At 73.7% G+C, this 22,053-nt stretch carries 20 protein-coding genes; 3 read left to right on the top strand and 17 right to left on the bottom strand.

The genetic code is table 11. The annotated features are described in order from the left end of the window. Nucleotides 1-124 precede the first annotated feature (124 nt). Nucleotides 125-1,414, bottom strand: a complete 1,290-nt coding sequence (locus ACU610_RS17910; RefSeq protein WP_446769044.1) for an adenylosuccinate synthase — start codon at nt 1,412-1,414, stop codon at nt 125-127. Nucleotides 1,415-1,480: 66 nt separating this feature from the next. On the opposite strand from ACU610_RS17910, the gene ACU610_RS17915 reads away from it, so the two are divergent. After that, nucleotides 1,481-2,098 carry a hypothetical protein gene (locus tag ACU610_RS17915; protein ID WP_446769045.1) on the top strand — a complete coding sequence of 206 codons (618 nt, stop codon included), beginning with the start codon at nt 1,481-1,483 and terminating at the stop codon, nt 2,096-2,098. Nucleotides 2,099-2,239: 141 nt separating this feature from the next. On the opposite strand, the gene ACU610_RS17920 is transcribed toward ACU610_RS17915, so the two are convergent. The 11 genes from ACU610_RS17920 to clpB all read right to left on the bottom strand — a co-directional run bounded on the left by ACU610_RS17920 (nt 2,240) and on the right by clpB (nt 13,046). Continuing rightward, a complete protein-coding gene (locus ACU610_RS17920) occupies nt 2,240-2,383 on the bottom strand; it encodes a GPGG-motif small membrane protein (protein ID WP_446769046.1) in 144 nt (47 codons plus the stop codon). Nucleotides 2,384-2,489: 106 nt separating this feature from the next. After that, nucleotides 2,490-3,077, bottom strand: coding sequence for a hypothetical protein (locus ACU610_RS17925; protein WP_446769047.1), 588 nt, complete (start codon nt 3,075-3,077; stop codon nt 2,490-2,492). Between the two features lie 115 nt (nt 3,078-3,192). Then, the gene (locus ACU610_RS17930) at nt 3,193-3,615 is read right to left on the bottom strand and encodes a DUF3151 domain-containing protein (RefSeq protein WP_446769048.1); all 423 of its coding nucleotides are present in this window, start codon (nt 3,613-3,615) and stop codon (nt 3,193-3,195) included. A 77-nt stretch (nt 3,616-3,692) separates the two neighbouring features. Next, nucleotides 3,693-4,727, bottom strand: coding sequence for a class II fructose-bisphosphate aldolase (fbaA, locus tag ACU610_RS17935; protein WP_446769049.1), 1,035 nt, complete (start codon nt 4,725-4,727; stop codon nt 3,693-3,695). Between the two features lie 88 nt (nt 4,728-4,815). Continuing rightward, nucleotides 4,816-5,427, bottom strand: coding sequence for a pentapeptide repeat-containing protein (locus tag ACU610_RS17940; protein ID WP_446769050.1), 612 nt, complete (start codon nt 5,425-5,427; stop codon nt 4,816-4,818). Beyond that, nucleotides 5,424-6,776 (bottom strand): FAD-dependent oxidoreductase, encoded by a 1,353-nt coding sequence (locus ACU610_RS17945; protein WP_446769051.1) that lies wholly within the window; start codon nt 6,774-6,776, stop codon nt 5,424-5,426. Before ACU610_RS17945 ends, ACU610_RS17940 begins: the two co-directional genes overlap by 4 nt. A gap of 201 nt (nt 6,777-6,977) precedes the next feature. Then, complete coding sequence (gene pyrE, locus ACU610_RS17950; protein ID WP_446769052.1) at nt 6,978-7,580, bottom strand: orotate phosphoribosyltransferase; 603 nt, start codon at nt 7,578-7,580, stop codon at nt 6,978-6,980. Nucleotides 7,581-7,691: 111 nt separating this feature from the next. After that, on the bottom strand, nt 7,692-8,348 hold the full coding sequence (locus ACU610_RS17955) for a fasciclin domain-containing protein (protein ID WP_446769053.1): 657 nt from the start codon (nt 8,346-8,348) through the stop codon (nt 7,692-7,694). A gap of 122 nt (nt 8,349-8,470) precedes the next feature. Next, entirely contained in the window at nt 8,471-9,232 is a 762-nt protein-coding gene (locus ACU610_RS17960; protein WP_446769054.1) for a fasciclin domain-containing protein, read from the bottom strand. Nucleotides 9,233-9,329: 97 nt separating this feature from the next. Continuing rightward, nucleotides 9,330-10,082, bottom strand: a complete 753-nt coding sequence (locus tag ACU610_RS17965; RefSeq protein ID WP_446769055.1) for a hypothetical protein — start codon at nt 10,080-10,082, stop codon at nt 9,330-9,332. A gap of 378 nt (nt 10,083-10,460) precedes the next feature. After that, nucleotides 10,461-13,046: an ATP-dependent chaperone ClpB gene (gene clpB, locus ACU610_RS17970; protein ID WP_446769056.1), complete on the bottom strand. Its 2,586-nt coding sequence runs from the start codon at nt 13,044-13,046 to the stop codon at nt 10,461-10,463. A 203-nt stretch (nt 13,047-13,249) separates the two neighbouring features. Between clpB and ACU610_RS17975 the strand changes: the two genes are divergently transcribed. Together ACU610_RS17975 and ACU610_RS17980 are read left to right on the top strand one after the other, a co-directional pair. Continuing rightward, nucleotides 13,250-13,693, top strand: coding sequence for a MarR family winged helix-turn-helix transcriptional regulator (locus tag ACU610_RS17975; protein ID WP_446769057.1), 444 nt, complete (start codon nt 13,250-13,252; stop codon nt 13,691-13,693). Nucleotides 13,694-13,763: 70 nt separating this feature from the next. Continuing rightward, entirely contained in the window at nt 13,764-14,201 is a 438-nt protein-coding gene (locus ACU610_RS17980; protein WP_446769058.1) for an OsmC family peroxiredoxin, read from the top strand. Between the two features lie 226 nt (nt 14,202-14,427). Here ACU610_RS17980 and ACU610_RS17985 read toward each other — a convergent pair whose 3' ends face one another. The 5 genes from ACU610_RS17985 to ACU610_RS18005 form a co-directional block, all read right to left on the bottom strand. Beyond that, nucleotides 14,428-15,351 carry a diacylglycerol/lipid kinase family protein gene (locus ACU610_RS17985; protein WP_446769059.1) on the bottom strand — a complete coding sequence of 308 codons (924 nt, stop codon included), beginning with the start codon at nt 15,349-15,351 and terminating at the stop codon, nt 14,428-14,430. Between the two features lie 70 nt (nt 15,352-15,421). Continuing rightward, a complete protein-coding gene (locus ACU610_RS17990) occupies nt 15,422-17,044 on the bottom strand; it encodes an MDR family MFS transporter (RefSeq protein ID WP_446769060.1) in 1,623 nt (540 codons plus the stop codon). 53 nt (nt 17,045-17,097) lie between these two features. Beyond that, nucleotides 17,098-17,556: a MarR family winged helix-turn-helix transcriptional regulator gene (locus tag ACU610_RS17995; protein ID WP_446769061.1), complete on the bottom strand. Its 459-nt coding sequence runs from the start codon at nt 17,554-17,556 to the stop codon at nt 17,098-17,100. 189 nt (nt 17,557-17,745) lie between these two features. Beyond that, entirely contained in the window at nt 17,746-20,661 is a 2,916-nt protein-coding gene (locus ACU610_RS18000) for an FAD-binding and (Fe-S)-binding domain-containing protein (protein ID WP_446769062.1), read from the bottom strand. Next, complete coding sequence (locus tag ACU610_RS18005) at nt 20,658-21,836, bottom strand: pyridoxal-phosphate-dependent aminotransferase family protein (RefSeq protein WP_446769063.1); 1,179 nt, start codon at nt 21,834-21,836, stop codon at nt 20,658-20,660. The genes ACU610_RS18000 and ACU610_RS18005 overlap by 4 nt, the downstream gene beginning before the upstream one ends. Nucleotides 21,837-22,053: the final 217 nt, after the last annotated feature.

Raw genomic sequence — 22,053 nt, forward strand, 5'->3', positions numbered from 1 at the left:
GGAGCCGTGCCCGACCTGCGCTGACGGCGTCCCCGGTGATCAGGTGACCTGGTCGTCCACGGTCCTGGCTCCCCGCCAGTGGTGAGCCAGGACCGTGTTCGATCAGCTCAGCTGATCGTCGCCCTCACCCGATCAGGTCGTGGAGGACGACGTTCTCGTCGCGGCCGGGGCCGACGCCGATCACGCTGATCCGCGCGCCGGAGAGCTCCTCGAGCCGGCGCACGTAGGCCTGCGCGTTGGCCGGCAGCTCGTCGAAGGTCCGGTAGTTCCGGATGTCCTCGAACCAGCCCGGCATCTCCTCGTAGACCGGCTTGGCGTGGTGGAAGTCGGTCTGCGTCATCGGCATCTCGTCGTGCCGGACGCCGTCGATCTCGTAGGCCACGCAGATCGGCACCGTCTCCAGCCCGGACAGGACGTCGAGCTTGGTGAGGAAGTAGTCGGTGATGCCGTTGACCCGGCTGGCGTAGCGGGCCACGACGGCGTCGAACCAGCCGCAGCGGCGGTCGCGGCCGGTGGTCACGCCGACCTCGCCGCCCTGCTTGCGCAGGTAGTCGCCCCACTGGTCGTGCAGCTCGGTCGGGAACGGCCCGGAGCCGACGCGGGTCGTGTAGGCCTTGAGGATGCCGACCACCCGCTCGATGCGGGTGGGGCCGATGCCCGAGCCCGCCGCCGCGCCACCGGCGGTCGGGGAGGACGACGTGACGAACGGGTAGGTGCCGTGGTCGACGTCGAGCAGGGTGCCCTGCGAGCCCTCCAGGAGCACCCACTCGCCGGCGTCGAGGGCGTTGGCCAGCAGCAGCCGGGTGTCGGCGATGCGGTGCCGGAGCTGCGCGGCGTAGCCGGCGTACTCCTCGACGACCTCGTCGACGTCGATCGCCTTGCGGTTGTAGACCTTGACCAGGACCTGGTTCTTCTCCTGCAGCGTCCCCTCGAGCTTCTGCCGCAGGATCGACAGGTCGAGCAGGTCCTGCACCCGGATGCCGGTGCGGGCGACCTTGTCCCCGTACGCCGGGCCGATACCGCGGCCGGTGGTGCCGATCCGGCGCTTGCCGAGGAAGCGCTCGGTGACCCGGTCCAGCGCCCGGTGGTGCGGCATGATCAGGTGCGCGTCGGCCGAGATGACCAGCCGCGAGGTGTCGACGCCGCGCTCCTCGAGTCCGGCGAGCTCGCCGATGAGCACCTCGGGGTCGATGACCACGCCGTTGCCGATGACCGGCGTGCAGCCCGGCGTGAGGATCCCGGACGGGATCAGGTGCAGCGCGTACTTCTCGCCGTCCGGCGTGATCACCGTGTGCCCGGCGTTGTTGCCGCCCTGGTAGCGCACGACGTACGGCACGCGCCCCCCGAGCAGGTCGGTGGCCTTGCCCTTGCCCTCGTCGCCCCACTGGGCGCCGATCAGCACGACTGCCGGCATCTCGCTGTCGTCCCCCTCGGACTCGTCACCGGCGGTCGACCGGCTGGCAGGTGGCAGGGTATCGGCATGCCCCTCGTCGAGTTCGACCTGCGCGGTCTCGAGCCCGGTTCCGCCCCGGCGCGCGAGGACGTCGCCCCCGCGGCGCAGGCCGACGCTCTGCTGGTGAGGGGACCGGTGCCGGCGCTCGCCGCGGTGCTCACCACGCTGTGGAAGGCCGGGCGGACCGCCGACGTCCCCGTCTCGTGGGAACCCGCCGGCGGCGGCGACTCGACCGCCCTGGCCCGCGCGCTCGGCATCGGCACCGGCAGCGAGCGGCAGCTCGGCCTGGTGCGCGACGACCACGGCGGCGTGCTGCTGCACCACGGCCGCCTGGAGGCGGCCGGGGACGACCGGCGCCGTCCGCTGGCGCGGCGGCTGGGCGCGCAGGCGCACCACGACGCGGTCAAGATCGCCGACGGGCAGATCACCCGGATCGACGTCCGGCCCGACTGGCGGGTCGTGGACACCCTCGACGTGACCGTCATGACGTTGCCGTTGCGGCCCGGCCGTCGCACCCGCGGACGGGCGGTGCAGATCGCCAGCGACCCGGCCCGGGTCGTCCGGGACGGCGTCCCGTACCCGCGGTCGGTCGACCGCTGGACGTGGTACGCCGACGACCGGGTGCGCTGGCGGCTGCAGCCCTGATCGAGGACCCCCTACCCCCGGCTCCTCCCGGGCACCGCCGCGGCCCCGTCCCGGGGCTCACCCCGAGCGCGCGAGAGGTGGGGGGACGGGCCTCCCCGGTGGGTGGAGAGGCCCTTCTGCCTGCAGACGGGCCGTCGGGGATCAGGTGAAGATGCTGACCCCGCCCGGCCCCACGAGCAGGCCCACGATGATCAGCACGATCCCCCACAGCAGCTGCCTGCGGATGATCGCGACGATGCCGGCGACGACGAGGACGACGGCGAGGATCCAGAGAAGCGTTGCCATGCGGCACCTCCGGGAGCGGGCGTCCGGACCGGACGCTGGGTACGGAGAGTAAACGATCTCCGACCGTTCCCGCCCCTTCTCTGTCGTCCCATCACCCAGAGTGATGTCAGGCTGCGGGGCGTCCCAGCCGCTCGTGCAGGTCGACGTGCCAGTCCACCTGCACCCGCCGGCCGACGTGCCCGCACGGCCGGACCAGGTCGAAGCGGGTGAGGACGGCACCGGAGTCGGACCACAACAGGGCGAGGTGACCCGGGGTGGACCGCGGCCCGTCGGGGTCGAGGGCGAGCTGGAGCTGGCGGCTCGGGTCCTGGCGGTAGAAGGCACGCAGGCCGTCGGTGGCCGCGGCGGGCAGCTCGCCGTCGTCGGAGCGCCACACCCGCAGCACGTCCGTGGGGGTGCGCAGGATCAGCCCGCTCATCGGCAGGCCCAGGTTGTCGGTGCTGGTGTCGAGGAACTCCAGCTGGCGGGCCTGCAGCGGGTCGGAGAGCTCGTCCGGCCCGGCACCCCACGGCCGCAGCCGCTCCATCGCCTCCCGACGGACCAGCTGGTGGTCCAGGTGCCGGTCGGCGGTCGGGTTCCAGCCGTGCCGGGCGTGGATCGCCGCGCTGACTGCGACGCCGGCCGACAGCGCCGCGTGGACGGCGAGCAGCAGCGGACGCAGGCGCGCCGTCAGGGCAGCAGGTGAGTGCTCCACGGGGAGAGTGTGCAGGTCGGTGCTCACCGCACCCGGCAACGCACTGCGGGCGTCCCCCGCCGATCGCGGGCGCTGCAGCGCCGACGATCCGCGAGCAACGCCCGCAGTGGGGTGCTCAGGGCGCGAGGGTGGGGTCGCAGTCGCGCAGCAGCTGGGTGCAGCGCTCCTGCTCGTCGGTCTCGCCGATCGCCTCCGCGGCGCGGGCCAGCACCGTCACGCAGCGGAGGAAACCGCGGTTGGGCTCGTGCGACCACGGCACCGGGCCGTAGCCCTTCCAGCCGTTGCGGCGCAGCGCGTCGAGGCCGCGGTGGTAGCCGGTGCGGGCGTACGCGTAGGCCTCGATCGTGTCGGTGAGCCCCCGCTCGGGACGGTCGAGCGCCCCCTCGGCCAGCGCCGCCCACGCCGCGCTGACCGTGGGGTGGTGCGCTGCGACCTCCGCCGGCGGGTTCCCGGCCGCGAGCTCGGCGTCGGCCTCCGGGTTGCCGGGCAGCAGCGTGGCCGGCGGCTCACCGAGCAGGTTGTGGTGCGGGTGCGTCACGCGTCCTCCTCGCTGGCGCTCGTCGACACGGTGACGCACCCCGCTGTGCTCATCGGTGACCTCGCGAGCTCGGTCACTCAAGCGCTCGGCGACTGGCCGGCCGACAGCAGGTCCTCGCACGCCTCGACGATGCGCGCGGCCATGTTGGTCTCGGCGAGCTTCATGTAGGTGCGCGGGTCGTAGGCCTTCTTGTTGCCGACCTCGCCGTCGACCTTCAGCACGCCGTCGTAGTTGGTGAACATGTGACCGACGATCGGCCGGGTGAAGGCGTACTGCGTGTCGGTGTCGACGTTCATCTTCACGACGCCGTAGGAGAGCGCCTCGCGGATCTCCTCCTGCGCCGAGCCCGAGCCGCCGTGGAACACGAGGTTGAACGGCTTGGCGCCGTCCCCGAGGCCGAACTCCTTGGCGACGACGTCCTGGCCCTCCCTGAGGACCTCGGGGCGCAGCTTGACGTTGCCGGGCTTGTAGACGCCGTGCACGTTGCCGAACGTCGCCGCGAGCAGGTACACGCCCTTCTCGCCCAGGCCCAGGGCCTTCGCGGTGGCCACGAAGTCGCCGGGGGCGGTGTAGAGCTTCTCGTTGATGTCGTGCGAGACGCCGTCCTCCTCGCCGCCGACGACGCCGATCTCCACCTCGAGCACGATCTTGGCGGCGGCGCACTTCTCGATGAGCTCCGCGGCGATCTGCAGGTTCTCGGCGAGGTCGATGGCCGAGCCGTCCCACATGTGCGACTGGAACAGCGGCGCCTGACCGGCGTCGACCCGGTCCTGCGACACGGCGATCAGCGGGCGGACGTAGGCGTCGAGCTTGTCCTTGGGGCAGTGGTCGGTGTGCAGCGCGACGTTGACCGGGTACTTCTCGGCGACGACGTGCGCGAACTCGGCCAGCGCGACGGCACCGGTGACCATGTCCTTCACGCGGGTGCCCGAGCCGAACTCGGCGCCGCCGGTGGAGAACTGGATGATCCCGTCGCTGCCGGCGTCGGCGAAACCACGCAGCGCGGCGTTGATCGTCTCCGACGAGGTGCAGTTGATCGCCGGGTAGGCGAAGCCGCCCTCCTTGGCCCGGTTGATCATGTCGGCGTAGACCTCAGGGGTCGCGATGGGCATGCGGGGCACTCCTTGCGTCGATGGCGGCGCTGGTCCGGCGGTCAGTATCGCGCCCGGCCCGACGGCTGCGACACCCCGCTACCGGTCGCTACCGGTCGTCGTCCGGTCCGACCTGCAGGCCCAGAGCGGTCACGAGCACCACGGCCTGCCCACCGTCGACCCGGGCACCGGTCAGCTCGACCTCCCGCGGGTCCAGCGCGCTCAGGTCGCTGCCGCGCAGGTCGGTACCGGAGAGGTCGGCACCGGACAGCAGCGCGGCCGAGAGGTCCAGGTCCCGCAGCGTCGCCCCGGCCGCCCGCACCTCCGTGAGGTCCGCCTCGCGCATCCGCGCACCGGTGAACCTCGTCCGCGACAGGTCCGCGCGGCGGAGGACGACGAAGGACCAGTCGCCGCCCTCGACGGTGGCCAGCTCGAACGTGCAGCGGTCGAAGGTGCTGCCGACCAGCTTGCAGTCGGTGAAGACGGCCTGGGCGAACGAGCAACCGGTGAAGGTGCAGTTCAGGAAGGCGGCGTGGGTGTGCCGGCTGAGGGTGAACCGGCAGTCCCGGAAGACGCAGTCGGTGAAGACCGCGCCGTCGTCCGTGGTCTCGGACAGGTCCACCCGGCTGAAGGTGACCCCGGTGTGCTCCTGCCCGGAGAGGTCGTCGCCGTACCAGTCCTCGTCGCGGACGTCGGCTCCGCCCCCAGCTGCGGTGCTCACCCCTGCTGGACGCGGCTGGCCACCCGTGCGGCGACCACCACGGGGTCGTACACCGGCGAGAACGGCGGCGCGTAGGAGAGGTCCGAGCCGGCGAACTCCTCGGCGGTCAGCCCCGCCCAGATGGCGGTCGCCAGGACGTCGATCCGCTTGCCGGAGCCCGGCCCGCCGACGACCTGCCCGCCGAGCAGCCGGCCGGAGCCGCTCTCGCTGACCAGCTTGACCGTGATCTGCGCCGCGCCCGGGAAGTAGCCGGCCCGCGTCGTCCCCTCGATGGTCTCGGCGCGGAAGTCGTACCCGGCGGCCTCCGCCTGCCCGCTGCACAGCCCGGTGCGCCCGATCTCCAGGTCGCCCACCCTGGTCAGCGCGGTGCCCAGGACACCGGCGAAGCGAGCCGCCTGCCCGCCGATCACCGCCCCGGCCACCCGGCCCTGCTTGTTGGCGTGCGTGCCCAGCGCGACGTGCACCGCCTCGCCGGTCAGCCGGTGGAAGGTCTGGCTGCAGTCGCCGGCGGCGTAGACCGCCTCGTGCGAGCGGCTGCGCTGGGTGCGGTCGACCTCGACGGCCCCGGTCTCGCCGATCCACAGGCCGGCGGCGCGGGCCAGCTCGACCTCGGGGCCCATGCCCAGCCCGAGGACGACGAGGTCGCAGGGGTAGCTGCCGGCGTCGGTGGTGACCGCCCGCGCCGCGCCGTCCGCACCGGTCTCGACCGCGCGCACCGGCTGCCCCGGCTGCACGTCGATGCCCATGTCGCCCATCGCCTTGCAGACCCGCTCGCCCATGTCCGGGTCGAGCAGCGACATCGGCAGGTCGTCGGCGAGCACGACGGTCACCTCGAGCCCGCGGGCCTGCAGCGCCTCGGCCATCTCCAGGCCGATGTAGCCCCCGCCCAGCACGACCGCCCGGCGGGCACCGGCGGCGACCGCGGCGCGGATGTCGGCGCCGTCGGCCAGCCGCTGCACCCCGTGGACGCCGGGCGCGTCCAGGCCGGGGACGTCCGGGCGCAGTGGACGGCCCCCGGTGGCGACCACCAGCCGGTCGAAGCCGAGGGTCTCGCCGGTGCTGGTGCGGACCGTGCCGGCGTCCAGGTCGAGTTCCTCGGCGCGGGTGCCGGTGCGCACCTCGATGTCGCGGGCGGCGAGATCCCGCGGCGTGCGGGCGATCAGCCGGTCGCGGCCCTCGACGAGGTCACCCACCCAGTAGGGGATGCCGCAGGCGGAGTAGGAGACCTCCGGGCCCTGCTCGAGGACGGTGATGGCGAGGTCCTCGACCGGCCGCAGCCGACGGGCCACCGCGGCCGCGGACATGCCGGCGGCGTCCCCTCCGACGACGAGCAGGCGCGCTGAGCTCATGGGGTCAGTGTCACCCCGCCGCACCACCACGCCTCTCCCCGGCGAGATCGGCGATCGCGCCCCTGACATGGCCTCCTGCAGGGTCCCGCCGGCCCCGTCCGGAGGCCCTCCTGCAGGGGCCCGCCGCGAGCCTGCGAGGGGCGGGGGGCAGGAGGGTCCTTCTGCCGAGCCTGCGAGGGGTGGGGGGGACGGGGTCCCTCATCACGCCAGGCCGAGGTCGGCGAGGGTGAACACGGCCCGGTACTCCAGGCCCGCCGCCTCCACCGCAGCCCGCCCGCCGCGGTCCACGACGACCGCCACCGCGACCGGCTCCGCGCCGGCCTCGCGCAACGCCTCGACAGCGGTCAGGGGGCTCGAACCGGTGGTGGAGACGTCCTCGACCACGAGGACGGCGCGGCCGGCGACGTCGGGTCCCTCGATCCGCCGCTGCAGCCCGTGCGCCTTGCCGGTCTTGCGGACGACGCACGCGTCGAGGAAGCCCTCCCCGGCCGCCGCGGCGTGCAGCATCGCCGTCGCCACCGGGTCGGCGCCCAGGGTCAGCCCGCCGACGACGTCGTAGCGCAGATCGCGGGTGAGCTGGCGCATGACCCGGCCGACCAGGGGAGCGCCCTCGTGGTGCAGCGTCAGGCGGCGCATGTCGATGTACCAGTCGGCCTCCTGCCCGGAGGACAGCGTCACCCGCCCGTGGACGACGGCGAGGTCGACGACCAGCTCGAGCAGCCGGTCACGGTCGGGGCGCGCGGCCCCGTCCCAGGGCCCCGCCCCGAGGGACGAGGGGTGGGGAGGGAGGGGGTCCTGTCTCATGCCGCCGACCCTATTAGGACCCCTCTGCCCCCCACCGGGAGAGGACCCTGCAGAGGAGCCGCCCGCTCCGCCGCACCGTCGCAGGCCCGGGGCGGGACCTGGGAGCGGGCCCTAGGCCGGCGGGGTCAGCACCTGGTCGAGGACGTACACCGTGGCGTTCAGGGTGGGCAGGTTGCCGCAGATGACGGTCGCGTCGGCGGCGCCCAGCAGGGTCTGGTCGGCGCTGATCGTGAAGACCTCGTCGGTGCCGTCGACGGTGACCTGACCGCCGTCGAGGGTGGTGTGCGTGCCGGCCAGCTCGCCGGGCTCCAGCCGGCCGGCGATGACGTGGTGGGTGACCAGGGCGGTCAGCCGCGGGGTGTCGGCCAGCAGCGGGTCGAGCGTGGCGGGCGGGACGGCGGCGAAGGCCTCGTTGACGGGGGCCAGCACGGTGAGGTCCTGGGTGGCGTCGAGGGACGCGGCGAGCGCGGCCGCGTGCACGGTGTCCATCGTCCTGGTGAGCCCGGGGACGGTCGACATCGCGGTCGCGGCCGGGGCGGCGGCGAGGGCGGCCGGGCTGCCGGGGCCCTCGGGCGGGAGTGCGGCACAGCCGGGGCCGAAGTGGCCGGTCGGCGCGGGCGGGGCGGGCTGCGCTGCGGACGTCGCCGTGGGAGCACTGCTCGCCGCGGCGACGTCGTCCGCCGGCCCGTCGGAGCCGCAGCCGGCCAGCGGCAGCGCCAGCACGGTCGCGGCGGCGAACAGGGCGCGGCGGGTCGGGGTGCGCGTCACGGGGTGGGGCTCCTTCGTCGGGTGCGCCGCCATCATCCCCGGCGCGGAGCGCCACAGCGGGTAACGGCACGACAGCGGTCCGGTGTGCGATCGCGCGCGGGCCCTCCTGGGACGCGGCCGACTCAGCCCCGGGCCGGTGTGAGCACCTGGTCGACGACGTAGACGGTCGCGTTCGACGTCTGGACGTTGCCGCAGACGACCGAGGCCGGGGTACCGGTCATGGTCCCAGCGACGGTGAAGACCTCGCCGGCGCCCTCGATGGTGACCTGGTCGCCGCCCAGGGTGGGATGCGTGCCGGCCAGCTCGTCGGGGGCCAGGCGGCCCTCGATGACGTGGTGGCTCAGGAGCGCGGCGAGCTGGGCGTCGTCGGCGAGCACCGCCTGCAGCGCGTCCGGCGGGACGGCCTCGAAGGCCGGGTTCGCCGGGGCCAGCACGGTGACGTCCTGGGCGCTGTTGAGGGTGTCCACCAGGTTGGCCTGCAGGACGGCCCGGACCAGCGTCGACAGCGCCGGGGTGTTGCCGGCGGCGGTCGCGACCGGGTCGTCGGTCATGCCGGTGGAGGAGCCCTCGCCGTTCGCCGGTACGGCGGCGCAGTCCTCACCGAACGGCTCCTCGGACGACGTGCCGTTGTCGCTGGAGACCGACGAGCCGACACCGCCCACGGCGTCCCCGCCGGTGCTGCTGACCGCACTGCTCCCGCTGTCGGACGCGGTGCCCTCGGCGCCGCAGGCGGCCGTGCCCCACACGAGGGCCGCGACACCGGCCAGCAGGGCGGTGCGGGTGAGGGTGCGCTTCACGTCCATCTCCTGGTCGTCGAACGGCGCGACCCCGGCGGACAGCAGCCCGGCCACGGCGGCCGGCGGACGGCGCCCGAGGGGCGACACGTCCGGCACGCTCGCCGCGGCCGGGCCTGTTCGGTGGTGGTCACCACAGGTCTCCGGGACCAACCGCCCTGCCGGTTCACGGTTCCGTGACGAGCCGTCAGCGCAGTCCGGCCTGCCGGCGGGCGGTCATCGCCCGGTACCACTCGGTGGACGGTCGCAGCGCCAGCGCGACGACCCCGACGATCGTCAGGAGCAGCGAGAAGACCGACAGCGCGTCGAGGAACCCGGAGCCCGCGACGCCCCCGCCGGCACCGGCCAGGGCGCTCAGGCCGAAGACCGCGCTGATGCCGCCGAGCACCAGGAGCACGATGCGGGCCCAGTTGCGCCCCTTCCAGGCGAACCAGATGAACAGCGCCTGGAGGGCGGTCAGCAGCAGACCGATCACCGCACCGACGACGATCCCGGCCCGGACGACGTCCTCGGTGACCACGGGGTCGTCGGCGACCGCCGTGGCCTGCGCGACCAGGCTGTCGATGTCGGAGAACTGCACCAGCGACGCGATGAGCCCGAGGATGAGCGTGGCCAGGAAGGCCACGATCCCCACGCGAACGGTCGTCGGCCGCTCAGGCGCCTCCTGCGGGAGCTGGTAGCCGGGCGCCGACGGAGCGGCGGCGTAGCCGTAGGGCAGCCCCTGCCAGTTCTGCTGCGGGTCCTGCCAGCCCTGCGGTGGGTTCTGCCAGCCACCCTGCTGCGGGTTCTGCCACCCCTGCTGCGGAGGCGGCGGGTTCTGCCAGCCACCCTGCGGAGGCGGCGGGTTCTGCCAGCCCTGTCCCGGCGGCGCCTGCCAGCCGGGCTGGCCCTGCGGCGGCTGCCCCTGCTGGGGGTCCTGTCCGCCCTGCCCTGACGTCATCGCTCGCTCCCTGGTCGTCCTCCGGCTGTCTCCGCCGATGATCACGGAGCCCTCCCGTGCGCGGCCAGTGCCGATGGGCGATCGAGACCGGATCGATGACACCGGTCCTCCGGACCGCACCGCGGCCAGGTGCCGTCCGCCGTCCCCGGCCACGCCGAGCCGCTGCCCGCGTCCCGGTCGGGAGACCCTCCGGGCCCCGCGACCGGTCCACCCCGGCCAGGCCGTCCCCGGCTCGCGTTGCCCAGCGGCGGCCGGCGGCTGTTCCGGACACCGCGGTGACCGCCACGACGCACGTCTCGGCGACCGCAGACGCGCGAGGGCCCACCGTCCCGGGTGGGATGACGGGCCCTGCGGTCCCCGAGGGACGGGGTCCTTCCATCAGCCGCGGCGGACGGTCAGGCCCTCCTCGGCGAGGTCCTCCGGGGCGTCGACGACGACCACGTCGCCGTCCCGGATGTCACCCGCCAGCAGCGCCTTGGCCAGCTGGTCGCCGATCGCCGACTGCACCAGCCGGCGCAGCGGGCGGGCGCCGTAGACCGGGTCGAACCCGTTGAGCGCCAGCCACTCGCGCGCGGCCTCGGTGACCTGCAGCGTGAGCCGGCGGGCCGCCAGCCGGTGGGCGAGGACGCCCACCTGGATGTCGACGATGCCGGCCAGCTCCTCGCTGCCGAGGGCGTGGAACACGACGACGTCGTCCAGCCGGTTGAGGAACTCCGGCTTGAAGTGCTGCCGGACCACGTCCATGACCGCCGACCGGCGCCGTTCCTCGTCGATCGACTGGTCGGCGATCAGGTGCGAGCCGAGGTTCGACGTCAGGATCAGGATGGTGTTCCGGAAGTCCACCGTGCGGCCCTGGCCGTCGGTCAGCCGGCCGTCGTCGAGCACCTGGAGCAGGATGTCGAAGACGTCCTGGTGGGCCTTCTCGACCTCGTCGAACAGCACGACGGTGTAGGGCCGCCGCCGCACCGCCTCGGTGAGCTGGCCGCCGGACTCGTAGCCGACGTAGCCGGGCGGGGCGCCGACCAGCCGGGCCACCGAGTGCTTCTCGGAGTACTCGCTCATGTCGATGCGGACCATCGCCCGCTCGTCGTCGAACAGGAACTCCGCCAGCGCCTTGGCCAGCTCGGTCTTGCCGACACCGGTGGGGCCCAGGAACAGGAAGGACCCGGTGGGCCGGTTCGGGTCGGCGACGCCGGAGCGCGCCCGGCGGACGGCGTCGGAGACCGCACGGACGGCGTCGGGCTGGCCGACGACGCGCCGACCGAGCTCCTCCTCCATCCGCAGCAGCTTCTGGGTCTCCCCCTCGAGCAGCCGCCCGGCGGGGATGCCGGTCCAGGCCTGCACGACCTCGGCGATGTCGTCGGGGCCGACCTCCTCCTTGAGCATGGAGTCGGTGCTCGCGACCGAGGCCTCGGCGTCGGCCAGCGCCTTCTCCAGCTGGGGCAGCCGGCCGTAGCGGAGCTCGGCGACCTTGGCCAGCTCGCCGTCCCGCTCGGCGCGCTCCGCCTCCAGGCGGGCCCGCTCCAGCTCCTCCTTGATCTGCTGGATGCGGACGATCGCGCCCTTGTCCTGCTGCCAGCGGGCGGTCAGCTCGTCGAGCTGCTGGCGCTTGTCGGCCAGGTCGGCGCGCAGCGCGGCCAGCCGCTCGACCGACGACGGGTCGTCCTCCTTGGACAGCGCCATCTCCTCGATCTCCAGCCGGCGGACGGCGCGCTCGACCTCGTCGACCTCGACCGGCCGGCTGTCGATCTCCATCCGCAGCCGGCTGGCCGCCTCGTCGACCAGGTCGATCGCCTTGTCCGGCAGGAACCGGGCGGTGACGTAGCGGTCCGACAGGGTGGCGGCGGCGACGATGGCCGCGTCGGTGATCCGGACTCCGTGGTGGACCTCGTAGCGCTCCTTGAGGCCGCGCAGGATGCCGATCGTGTCCTCGACCGAGGGCTCGCCCACGAAGACCTGCTGGAAGCGGCGCTCCAGCGCCGGGTCCTTCTCGATGTGCTCGCGGTACTCGTCCAGCGTGGTCGCGCCGACCATGCGCAGCTCACCGCGGGCCAGCATCGGCTTGATCATGTTGCCGGCGTCCATGGCCGAGTCGCCGGTGGCACCGGCGCCGACGATGGTGTGCAGCTCGTCGATGAAGGTGATGACCTCACCCTCGGACTCGGCGATCTCCTGCAGCACCGCCTTGAGGCGTTCCTCGAACTCACCGCGGTACTTCGCGCCGGCCACCATCGAGGCCAGGTCGAGCGCCATGAGCCGCTTGCCCTTGAGGCTCTCGGGGACGTCGCCGGCCACGATCCGCTGGGCCAGGCCCTCGACGATCGCCGTCTTGCCGACGCCGGGCTCGCCGATGAGCACCGGGTTGTTCTTGGTGCGGCGGGAGAGCACCTGCACGACGCGGCGGATCTCGGTGTCCCGGCCGACGACCGGGTCGATCTTCCCCTCGCGGGCGCGCTCGGTGAGGTCGACGGCGTACTTCTCCAGCGCCTGGAAGGTGCTCTCCGGGTCGGCGGTGGTCACCTTGCGGTTGCCGCGCACGCTGCGGAAGGCGGCCAGGAGCGCGTCGCGGGTGGCCCCGGCGCTCGTCAGCACGGTGGCGGCCTCCCCGCCGACGTCGGCCAGACCGACCAGGAGGTGCTCGGTGGAGACGTACTCGTCACCCAGGGCGCTGGCCTGCTCGCCGGCGGCGTTGAGCACCCGGAGCAGCTCGCGGGACGGCGAGGGAGCCGGCACGGTCGCGCCGCTGACGCTGGGCATCCGCCGGATGGCGGCGTCGGTCTTGGCCCGGACGTCGGCGACGTCGGCTCCCACGGCCTTGAGCAGCGGGCCGGCGATGCCGTCGGTCTGCTCGAGCAGCCCGGCGAGCAGGTGCAGGGGCTCGAGCGCGGCCTGGCCGCGGTCGACCGCGAGCCGCTGGGCGGCGGTGATCGCCTCCTGCGAACGGGTGGTCAGCTTGCTCTGCATGGTCTGGGGGATCGGTCCTCTCGGGTGGGGCCGGGTGCGCCGGCCAGGTGCTGTCGAGGAGTCCAACGACGCAGGGGTTGAGTCTGTTCCACTCAACCTCGCTGCGTCCCTTCCCGCAGGGACGCGCCGCGTGACCACCGAGGGGCACCGCCAGGGCAAGCGACCCCGGGTACCGCGGGTGACCCGGGCCCTAGACTTGGAGGATGACGCGTCTCCCGGCACCGAGCGCGGTCCTCGAGGACCAGCTGTGCTTCGCGCTCTACGCCGCCTCCCGGGCGATGACTGCGCGCTACCGCCCGCTGCTCGACGCCATCGGCCTCACCTATCCCCAGTACCTCGTGATGATGCTGCTGTGGGAGCAGGACAACCAGACGGTCGGCCAGCTGGGCGCCCGCCTCTCCCTGGACAGCGGCACGCTCTCCCCGCTGCTGAAGCGGCTCACCACCGCCGGCCTGGTCACCCGCCACCGCCGCGTCGAGGACGAGCGCTCGGTCTCCATCGCGCTGACGGACGCCGGCCGGGCGCTGCAGGACAGGGCGCACGCGATCTCCGGCGAGATCATCTGCGCGCTCGACCTCGACCGGGAGGAGTTCGCCGACCTGAAGGCCAAGCTCAACCTGGTCACCGAGCGGGTCACCACCAACTGACCCGGCGACGGGTTGCCCGCGACGGACCGGGGTAGCGCAGCCGCGACATCCCGTTCGAAGAGGAGGCCCCATGCCCACCCGTACCGCTCGCACCGCCTGGAACGGCACCCTGCAGGAGGGTTCGGGCCAGGTCGAGCTGTCCAGCTCGAAGGTCGGCACCTACGAGGTGTCGTTCCCCAAGCGCGCGGCCGAGGAGGCCGACGGCACGACCAGCCCCGAGGAGCTCATCGCGGCGGCGCACTCGTCCTGCTTCGCGATGGCGCTGTCCAACGAGATCGGCAAGGCCGGCGGCACCCCGCAGTCCCTCGAGGTCCAGGCGGACGTCACGCTCGGCCAGAAGGACGGCGGTCCGCACATCACGAAGATCAAGATCACCGTCCGCGGCGAGGTCGACGGGCTCGATGCCGCGGGGTTCGAGCAGGCCGCCCAGGCGGCCAAGGCCGGCTGCCCGGTGAGCAAGGCACTGGCCGGCGTCGACGAGATCAGCCTGGACGCCGCTCTGGAGTAGGAGGACCACCCTCCCCCGCGCCTCGTGGGAGGACGCCGTCCCCCTCGCAGGCTCAGCAGGAGGACCCGTCCTCCTCACGCCTCGCAGGTTCGGCGCGAGCGTCGGGACGGGGCCAGGGGCGGGAGCAGCGGACCCCTGGAGGGTGGCCGTTCCGGCACCTCGCCGGGCTCCGGCGGCGGCCCGTCGCCTCCGGCGGAGGTGGCGGGCCGCCGCCGTCGCGCCGGGGTCACCGCGACGGCACCAGCACCGACCAGCCGTGTCGTCGCACCCGCCAGGTCCGGGCCGGGACGTCCTCCTCCACCTCGCCGTCCGCGTCGAGGTCGACCGGGCCCCCCGTGACCGCCACCCGGCGCCCCCGCAGCACCAGCACGTCGGGCCGGTCGACGTGGTCGCCGCTGGTCAGGGCCGTGGCGAAGGCGGCCCGGGCGACCGGTCCGGTCGCGATCGAGACCACGACGTCGACCAGTCCGTCGTCGGGCTCGGCGGACGGCGCCAGCAGCGTCCCGCCGCCGATCGAGCGGCCCGTGCAGACGCCCAGCATCAGCAGCTCGCGGGTGCCGTCGGCCGCCCACCCCTCGCCCGGGTGCGTCGCGACCCGCCCGTCGACCTCGACCCGGAGCGGCCAGCCGGGGCTGCTCACGCCGGCCAGGGCCGCGCCCACCGGGTAGGCGGCCACGCCGATCCGCTCCTTCAGCCGGTCGGCCTGCGCGCCGGCCCGCGCCCCGACGCCCGCGTGCACCGCGTTGACCACCAGGCCACCGGCGTCGTCGTCGAGCAGGTCCAGCGGCCGGGGCCGCCCGGCGAGGACGGCGGCCGCCCCCGCCTCCGGCTCCAGCGGCAGGCCCAGGGTCCGGGCGAGGTCGTTGCCGGTGCCCCGCGCGACGATGCCGACCGGCTCGGCCGGGTCGAGGGCGCCCGCCCGGTCCAGCGCTCTGGCGACCGCGTGCACCGACCCGTCCCCGCCGAGCACCACGACCCGGCGGCCGTCCCGGGCGGCGACCGCGGCGTCCAGCTCGGCCGCCGACCCGGTCGCGACCACCTCGGTGTCGGCCCCGGCGCGCAGCGTCCGCACCACGGCCTCGACCGCGTCGTCCTCCGCCGTGCCCGCGGCCCGGTTGGCCAGCAGCAGCAGTCGAGGCGTCCCGCTCACCGCCGCACCGTAGCCCGGCCCTCCCCTCGGCGCCCGAGCCCGCGCAGGGCGAGGAGGACGGGGTCCTCTCTCAGCCGACGGACTCCGTGCGCAGCCGCTCGTCGCCGGTCTCGGTCCGCAGGGCCACCTCGCGGATGAAGAGGACGGCCACCACCGCGACCACCGCCACCGCGGCGGAGACGGCGAAGACGCGCCCGGTCGCGTCGCCGTAGGCGGTTGCGATCATCGCCCGGACGGCCGGCGGCGCGTCCGCCAGGTCGGCCAGCCCCGCCCCGTCGGCGCCCTGCGCGGCGCCGGGCACGCCGGCCAGGGCCCGCGCGATCAGCTCGCTGACACGGGAGTCGAGCACGGCGCCGAGGACGGCGACGCCGATGGTGCCGCCGAGGCTGCGGAAGAAGGCGACCGCCGAGCTCGCCGCACCCAGGTCGCGGGCGGCGACGGTGTTCTGCACGGCGAGGACCAGGTTCTGCATCGTCATGCCGATGCCGACGCCGAGGACGAACAGGAAGGCGCCGAGCAGCACCATGTCGGTCTCGTGGTCGATCGTGCCGAGCAGCGCGAAGCCGAGGACGACGAGCAGCGAGCCGGCGACCAGGTAGCCCTTCCACCGCCCGGAGCGGGTGATGAGGATGCCCGACACCGTGGAGGAGAGCAGGAGCCCGCCGACCATCGGGAGCGTCAGCAGGCCGGCCGCGGTCGGCGAGTAGCCGCGGGAGATCTGCAGGTACTGGCCGAGGAAGACCGACGAGCCGAACATCGCCACACCGATCGCGATGCTGGCCAGGATCGACAGCGTCGTCGTCCGGTCGCCGAACAGCCGCAGCGGGACGATCGGCTCGGCGGCGCGCAGCTCGGTGACGACGAACGCGGCCCCGGCCAGCAGCCCGCCACCGACGAGCAGCGCCGTCTCGAGGGACGCCCAGGCGAAGGTGTCACCGGCCAGGGTGACCCAGATGAGCAGCGCGGAGACGCCGGCGGTGAGGAAGGCCGCACCGAGGTAGTCGATGCGGACGTCCCGCTTGGTCACCGGCAGGTGCAGCGTGCGCTGCAGCAGCACCAGGGCGACGACGGCGAAGGGCACACCGACGTAGAAGCACCAGCGCCAGCCCAGCCAGCTGGTGTCGACGAGCAGGCCGCCGATGAGCGGGCCGCCGACCGTGGCCACCGCCATGACCGCACCGATGAGACCGGAGTACCGGCCGCGCTCACGCGGGCTGATCATCGCGGCCATCGCGATCTGCATGAGCGCCTGGACGCCGCCGAGGCCGAGGCCCTGCAGCACCCGCCAGGCGATCAGCGTCTCGACCGACTGGGCCAGGCCGGCCAGCATCGAGCCGACGATGAACACCACGATCGAGACCTGGATCAGCAGCTTCTTGCTGTAGAGGTCGGAGAGCTTGCCCCAGATCGGGGTCGAGGCGGTCGAGGCCAGCAGCGTCGCGGTGACCACCCAGGTGTACTGGCCCTGGGTGCCGCGCAGCTCGGTGATGATCGTCGGCAGGGCGTTGGAGACGACGGTCGAGGACAGGAACGCCACGAACATCGCCAGCAACATCCCCGACAGTGCCGAGAGGATCTGCCGGTGGGTCATCCGCCCCTGCTGCTCGGCAGGGGCGGTGTCTGCGGGGAGGCTGTCGGCAGGCGCCGAGGTGGGGACGGCCGCGGTGCGGTCGTCGCGGGTGGTGGTGGCCACGGTTCTCCTGGTCTGGCGGGTGCGGGGCGGGAGGCGGTGCGAGGAGCCGCGGGTCACGCGACGGCGGTGGACGCCCGGTCGAGATCGGTCGCGAGCCGCTCCAGCAGCCCGGACAGCAGCCGCGCGTCGTCCTCGTCCCAGTCGGCCAGCGCGGTGCCGGCCCACTGGGCGCGCAGCGCGCGGGTGACGGCCAGGGCACGGGCGCCCGCGTCGGTGAGGTGCATGAGGCTGGCCCGCCCGTCGCGCGGGTCGGGTCGGCGCTCGACGTAGCCGGACCGCTCGAGGGCGGCCAGCTGGCGGCTCGCGACGGAGACGTCGACGCCGGCCCGCGCCGCCAGGGCGCTGCAGCGCTGCTCGCCGTCCTGTTCGAGGGGCACGAGCAGCGCCCAGCCGAACGAGGGCAGGTCGCCGTAGAGGGCGTCCGCGGCACGGACGCTCAGGTGGCGTCCGCTGCGGATGACACGGGCCAGGCCGGAGGTCAGCCGGTCACGGGTCTCGGGGGTGATGGGCACGTCGCCGTCCTCGGCAGAGGTTGCTTGCGTACTGCAACCATACCGCTATTTGGTTGCTGCAGGCAACCAGCCTCGCCCCTGCGCCCGGGAACGACCGCGGCCGCGCCGCCCCCTGTGGGGGCGACGCGGCCGCCGACCCGTCCCGGACCCCCGCCCCGCTGCGCGAGGGGGGGAGGACGGGGTCCTTCTTCAGGCGAGCGCCTCCAGCAGGAGCTCGATCGGGTGCCGGGCGGTGCGATGCGTGCCGTGGTGGATCTGCTCCCGGCACGAGGTCCCGGTCGCCGCGATCACGGCGTCCGGCGCGGCCGCGCGGACAGCCGGGAACAGCCGGTCCTCCCCCACGCGCAGGGAGATGTCGTAGTGCTCGGTCTCGTAGCCGAAGGACCCGGCCATGCCGCAGCACCCGGCGTCGAGTTCCTGCACCGTGACCCCGGGGATGCGCTTGAGCAGCGCGACGGTGGCCGCCGTCCCGGCCTCGGCCTTCTGGTGGCAGTGGCCGTGGAAGACGACCGTGCGCCCGGCCAGCCAGCTGTCCTCACGCAGCTCCAGGCGTCCGGCGTCGATGGCCTCGACCAGCAGCTCCTCGGGCAACCGAACCCGCTCGGCGACCGCGCGCACGTTCGGGTCGTCGGGCAGCAGCGACACGTGCTCGGCGCGCAGCGTGAGGATGCAGGACGGCTCGCAGCCGACGATGGGCCCGTCGGCCGCGCCGCTCGCGCACAGCGAGGCGGCGAGGTGCTCGGCCTTCTTCCGGGCGTCGTCCAGCAGGCCCTTGGAGATGGCCGGCCGGCCGCAGCAGCCCTTGCTCTCCAGCCGGACGTCGTACCCGGCCCGCTCGAGCAGCTGGACGACGGCCTTGCCGATGCCCGGCTCGCTGAAGCTGGTGAACGAGTCGGCCAGCATCGTGACCCGGCCCTGCGTCGGCGTGCCGACCGGCCGGTGCCGCTTGAACCAGCGGGGCAGGTTCTCACGCTCGAAGCGGGGCAGGGGCCGCTGCCGGGCGATGCCCATCCGGCGGTCCATGAACGAGCGCAACGGCTTGATCCGGCCCGGGATGTTCGACAGCGGCGCGGTGGCCGAGCCGAGCCGGTTGAGCGTGCGGATGGCCCCGAAGACCCGGGAGCGCAACGGCACCCCGGTCTTGTCGTACTTGGCGGCCAGCGCCTCGGCCTTGAGCGAGGCCATGTCGACGCCCAGCGGGCACTCGGCCTTGCACGCCTTGCACGACAGGCAGAGGTCGAGCGCCTCGTGCAGCCGGTCGTCGGACAGCGCCTCGTGCGGGTCGCCCTCGGACAGCGCCTTGACCAGCGCGCCGGCCCGACCCCGGGTGGAGTGCTCCTCCATGCGGGTGGCGATGTAGCTCGGGCACATCGTGCCGGTGGTGGACTTGCGGCACAGGCCGATGTTCATGCACCGGTCGGCCGCACCGAACATGCCGCCGACGACGTCGAAGGTCAGCCGGGTGCGCAACGGGCCCGGCTGTGGCGGGTTCGCGTCGCGCAGGTGCTCGGTCATCTTCGGGGCGTCGACGATCTTGCCCGGATTGAGCACGTCCGACGGGTCGAACAGCTGCTTGACCTGGCGCATCGCCTCGTACAGCTCGTCGCCGAACAGCTCGCGGTTGAACTCGCTGCGGGCCAGGCCGTCACCGTGCTCGCTGGAGTTGGCGCCGCCGTACTCCTTGACGAGGTCCTTGATCTCCTCGGCGACGGTCCGCATGGTCTCGACCTGGCCGGGCTTGGTCAGGTCGACGAACGGACGGATGTGCAGGCAGCCGACCGAGCAGTGCCCGTAGAAGCCGGCCTCCAGGCCGTGCCGCTGCAGCACGTCGCGGAACCGTGCTGTGTACTCCGCGAGGTGCTGCGGCGGGACGGCGGTGTCCTCGACGAAGGCCAGCGGCCGGCGGGCGCCCTCGGAGGCGGCCATGAGCAGGCCGAGCGCCGACTTGCGCACCTTGAGGAGGTCCGCCTGCTGGGCCGGCGTGACCGCGCGCAGGGTGGCGTAGCCGTGGCCGTTCCCCGCCCACAGGGCGGCGAGCTTGTCGAGCGAGTCGACCAGCCCGGCCTCGTCGTCACCGGTGAAGGAGACGAAGACCAGCGCCGCGGGGTCGCCCTCCAGGATCCGCCCCAGGCCGGCGTACTCGATCTTCTGGCGGGACAGGTCGAGGATGGTCTTGTCGATCATCTCGACGCCGGCCGGGTCCAGCGACAGCGCGTCCTCGGTGGCCGCCGTGGCCTCGATCACCGACCGGAAGTGGCCGACCGCGAACACCTGCTTCGCCGGCTTGGGCACCAGGCCGACCAGCGCCGAGGTGGCGACCGCGAGCGTGCCCTCGGAGCCGACCAGGAACTTGGCCAGGTCGTACGGTGGCGCCCCGGCCAGCCGGTCGAGCCGGTAGCCGCCGGCCCGCCGCCAGTACTCGGGGAAACCGCCGGCGATGGCGTCGGCGTTGTCCCGCAGGATGTCGGGCAGGCCGCGCAGGATGCGCGCCTCGAGCGAGTCGCCCTGCGCCCGGCGGGCACGCTCGGCCTCGTCGAGCACGCCCCACCGGGTGGTGGAGGCGTCGCCGAGCACGAGGTCCATCTCGAGGACGTGGTCGATCGTCATCCCGAACCGCAGCGAGCCGCTGCCGGCCGAGTTGTTGCCGATCATCCCGCCGATCGTCGCCCGGTTCGACGTGGAGGTGTCGGGGCCGAACATCAGCCCGTGCTTCGCCGCCGCCCGGTTGAGGTCGTCCTGCACGACACCGGGCTGGACCCGCGCCGTCCGCGTCCCCGGGTCGAGCTCGGAGATCTCGTACATGTGCCGGGACAGGTCCATGACGATGCCCGGGGTGATCGTCTGGCCGACCAGGCTCGTGCCGGCACCGCGGGCGAGCACCGGCAGCCCGGCCTCCCCGGCGAGCCGCACGGTCGCGATGACGTCGTCCGCGTGCCGCGGGTAGACGACGCCGGCCGGCGTCATCGCGTACATGCTCGCGTCCTGGCTGAACAGGTGTCGCGAGTAGTCGTCGAAAGCGACCTCGCCGTCCAGCGCGCGCGTCAGCTCCGCGGCGAGGTCGGAGGCGACTCCAGCCGTGGACGGCCGGGGTGGTGCGGCGGTCACGGCTGGGCGAGCAGGTCGAGAGCCGCCTGCAGGCCGTCGGTGTTGACCTTGACCCCGCTGCGGACCAGGCCCATCTGCACGCCGGCGAGCGTGCCCGCGAGCATCAGGTCGTTGAAGTGGCCGAGGTGGCCGATCCGGAACACCTTGCCGGCCAGCTTGCCCAGACCCGCGCCGAGGGACATGTCGTAGTTCGCGAGGATCACCCGGCGGACCTCGTCGGCGTCGTACTCGTCCGCCAGGAGGATCGCGGTGAGCGAGCCGGAGTACTCCCGCTCGTCGAGGGCCAGCACCTCCAGGCCCCACCCGCGCACCGCGGCGCGGGTGGCGGCGGCGTGCCGCTGGTGGCGGGCGTAGACGTTCGGCAGCCCCTCCTCCTCGAGCATCCGCAGCGCCTCGCGCAGGCCGTAGAGGATGTTCGTGGCGGGGGTGTAGGGCCAGAACCCGCGCTCGTTGGCGGCCAGGATCGGCTCCCAGTCCCAGTAGCTGCGCGGCAGCCGCGCCGTCCGCGAGGCCTCCAGCGCCTTGTCGCTGACGGCGTTGAAGCTGATGCCCGGCGGGAGCATGAGCCCCTTCTGCGAGCCGGAGATCGTGACGTCGACCCCCCACTCGTCGTGCCGGTAGTCGATGCTGCCGAGCGAGGAGATGGTGTCGACGAGGTAGAGCGCCGGGTGCTGCGCGGCGTCGATGGCCGCGCGGATCTCCCCGACCCGGCTGGTGACGCCCGTCGAGGTCTCGTTGTGCACCACCATGACGGCCTTGATCTCGTGACCGGTGTCGGCCGCCAGCCGCTCGTGCACCGCCTCGGGCGGCACGCCGTGCCGCCAGTCACCGGGGACGAACTCGACCTCCAGGGCGAGCCGGCGGGCCATCTCCTGCCACAGGGTGGCGAAGTGGCCGGTCTCGAAGCAGAGCACGCGGTCGCCCGGGGACAGCGTGTTGGTCAGCGCCGCCTCCCACGCGCCGGTGCCGGACGCCGGGTAGATCACCACGGGGTTGGTGGTGCCGAACGGCGCCTTGACCGCCTCCAGCACCTCGGTGCCGAGGGCGGCGAACTCCGGGCCGCGGTGGTCGATCGTCGGCATGTCCATGGCCCGCAGCACCCGGTCGGGCACGTTGGTGGGTCCCGGGATCTGCAGGAAGTGACGTCCACCCGTACCCGTCGTCGTCGTTGGCACTGCATCGCCCTCTCGCCGATGAACCGGGCAACCTGCCCGTGCTCCACGATGCGGGACGCTACTACCGCATCCCGGACTCGTGTCGAGCAGGCCCGCCTCCCCTGTGATGCTTGACACGCCCGCCTCGGGAACCTTGAATGCCCGAAGCGCGGGACACCGATCCCGCATCGTGGAAGACCCGGACGGCGCCGACGGCGTCCCGTCCCGACCGTCAGGG

This window comes from Geodermatophilus sp. URMC 61 (assembly GCF_052931555.1).

Coding starts and splice junctions, on each gene's coding strand:
- ACU610_RS17910 (WP_446769044.1), bottom strand. CDS start 1,414: ATGCCGGCAGTCGTGCTGATCGGCGCCCAGTGGGGCGACGAGGGCAAG.
- ACU610_RS17915 (WP_446769045.1), top strand. CDS start 1,481: ATGCCCCTCGTCGAGTTCGACCTGCGCGGTCTCGAGCCCGGTTCCGCC.
- ACU610_RS17920 (WP_446769046.1), bottom strand. CDS start 2,383: ATGGCAACGCTTCTCTGGATCCTCGCCGTCGTCCTCGTCGTCGCCGGC.
- fbaA (WP_446769049.1), bottom strand. CDS start 4,727: ATGCCCATCGCGACCCCTGAGGTCTACGCCGACATGATCAACCGGGCC.
- ACU610_RS17945 (WP_446769051.1), bottom strand. CDS start 6,776: ATGAGCTCAGCGCGCCTGCTCGTCGTCGGAGGGGACGCCGCCGGCATG.
- pyrE (WP_446769052.1), bottom strand. CDS start 7,580: ATGAGACAGGACCCCCTCCCTCCCCACCCCTCGTCCCTCGGGGCGGGG.
- ACU610_RS17965 (WP_446769055.1), bottom strand. CDS start 10,082: ATGACGTCAGGGCAGGGCGGACAGGACCCCCAGCAGGGGCAGCCGCCG.
- clpB (WP_446769056.1), bottom strand. CDS start 13,046: ATGCAGAGCAAGCTGACCACCCGTTCGCAGGAGGCGATCACCGCCGCC.
- ACU610_RS17975 (WP_446769057.1), top strand. CDS start 13,250: ATGACGCGTCTCCCGGCACCGAGCGCGGTCCTCGAGGACCAGCTGTGC.
- ACU610_RS17980 (WP_446769058.1), top strand. CDS start 13,764: ATGCCCACCCGTACCGCTCGCACCGCCTGGAACGGCACCCTGCAGGAG.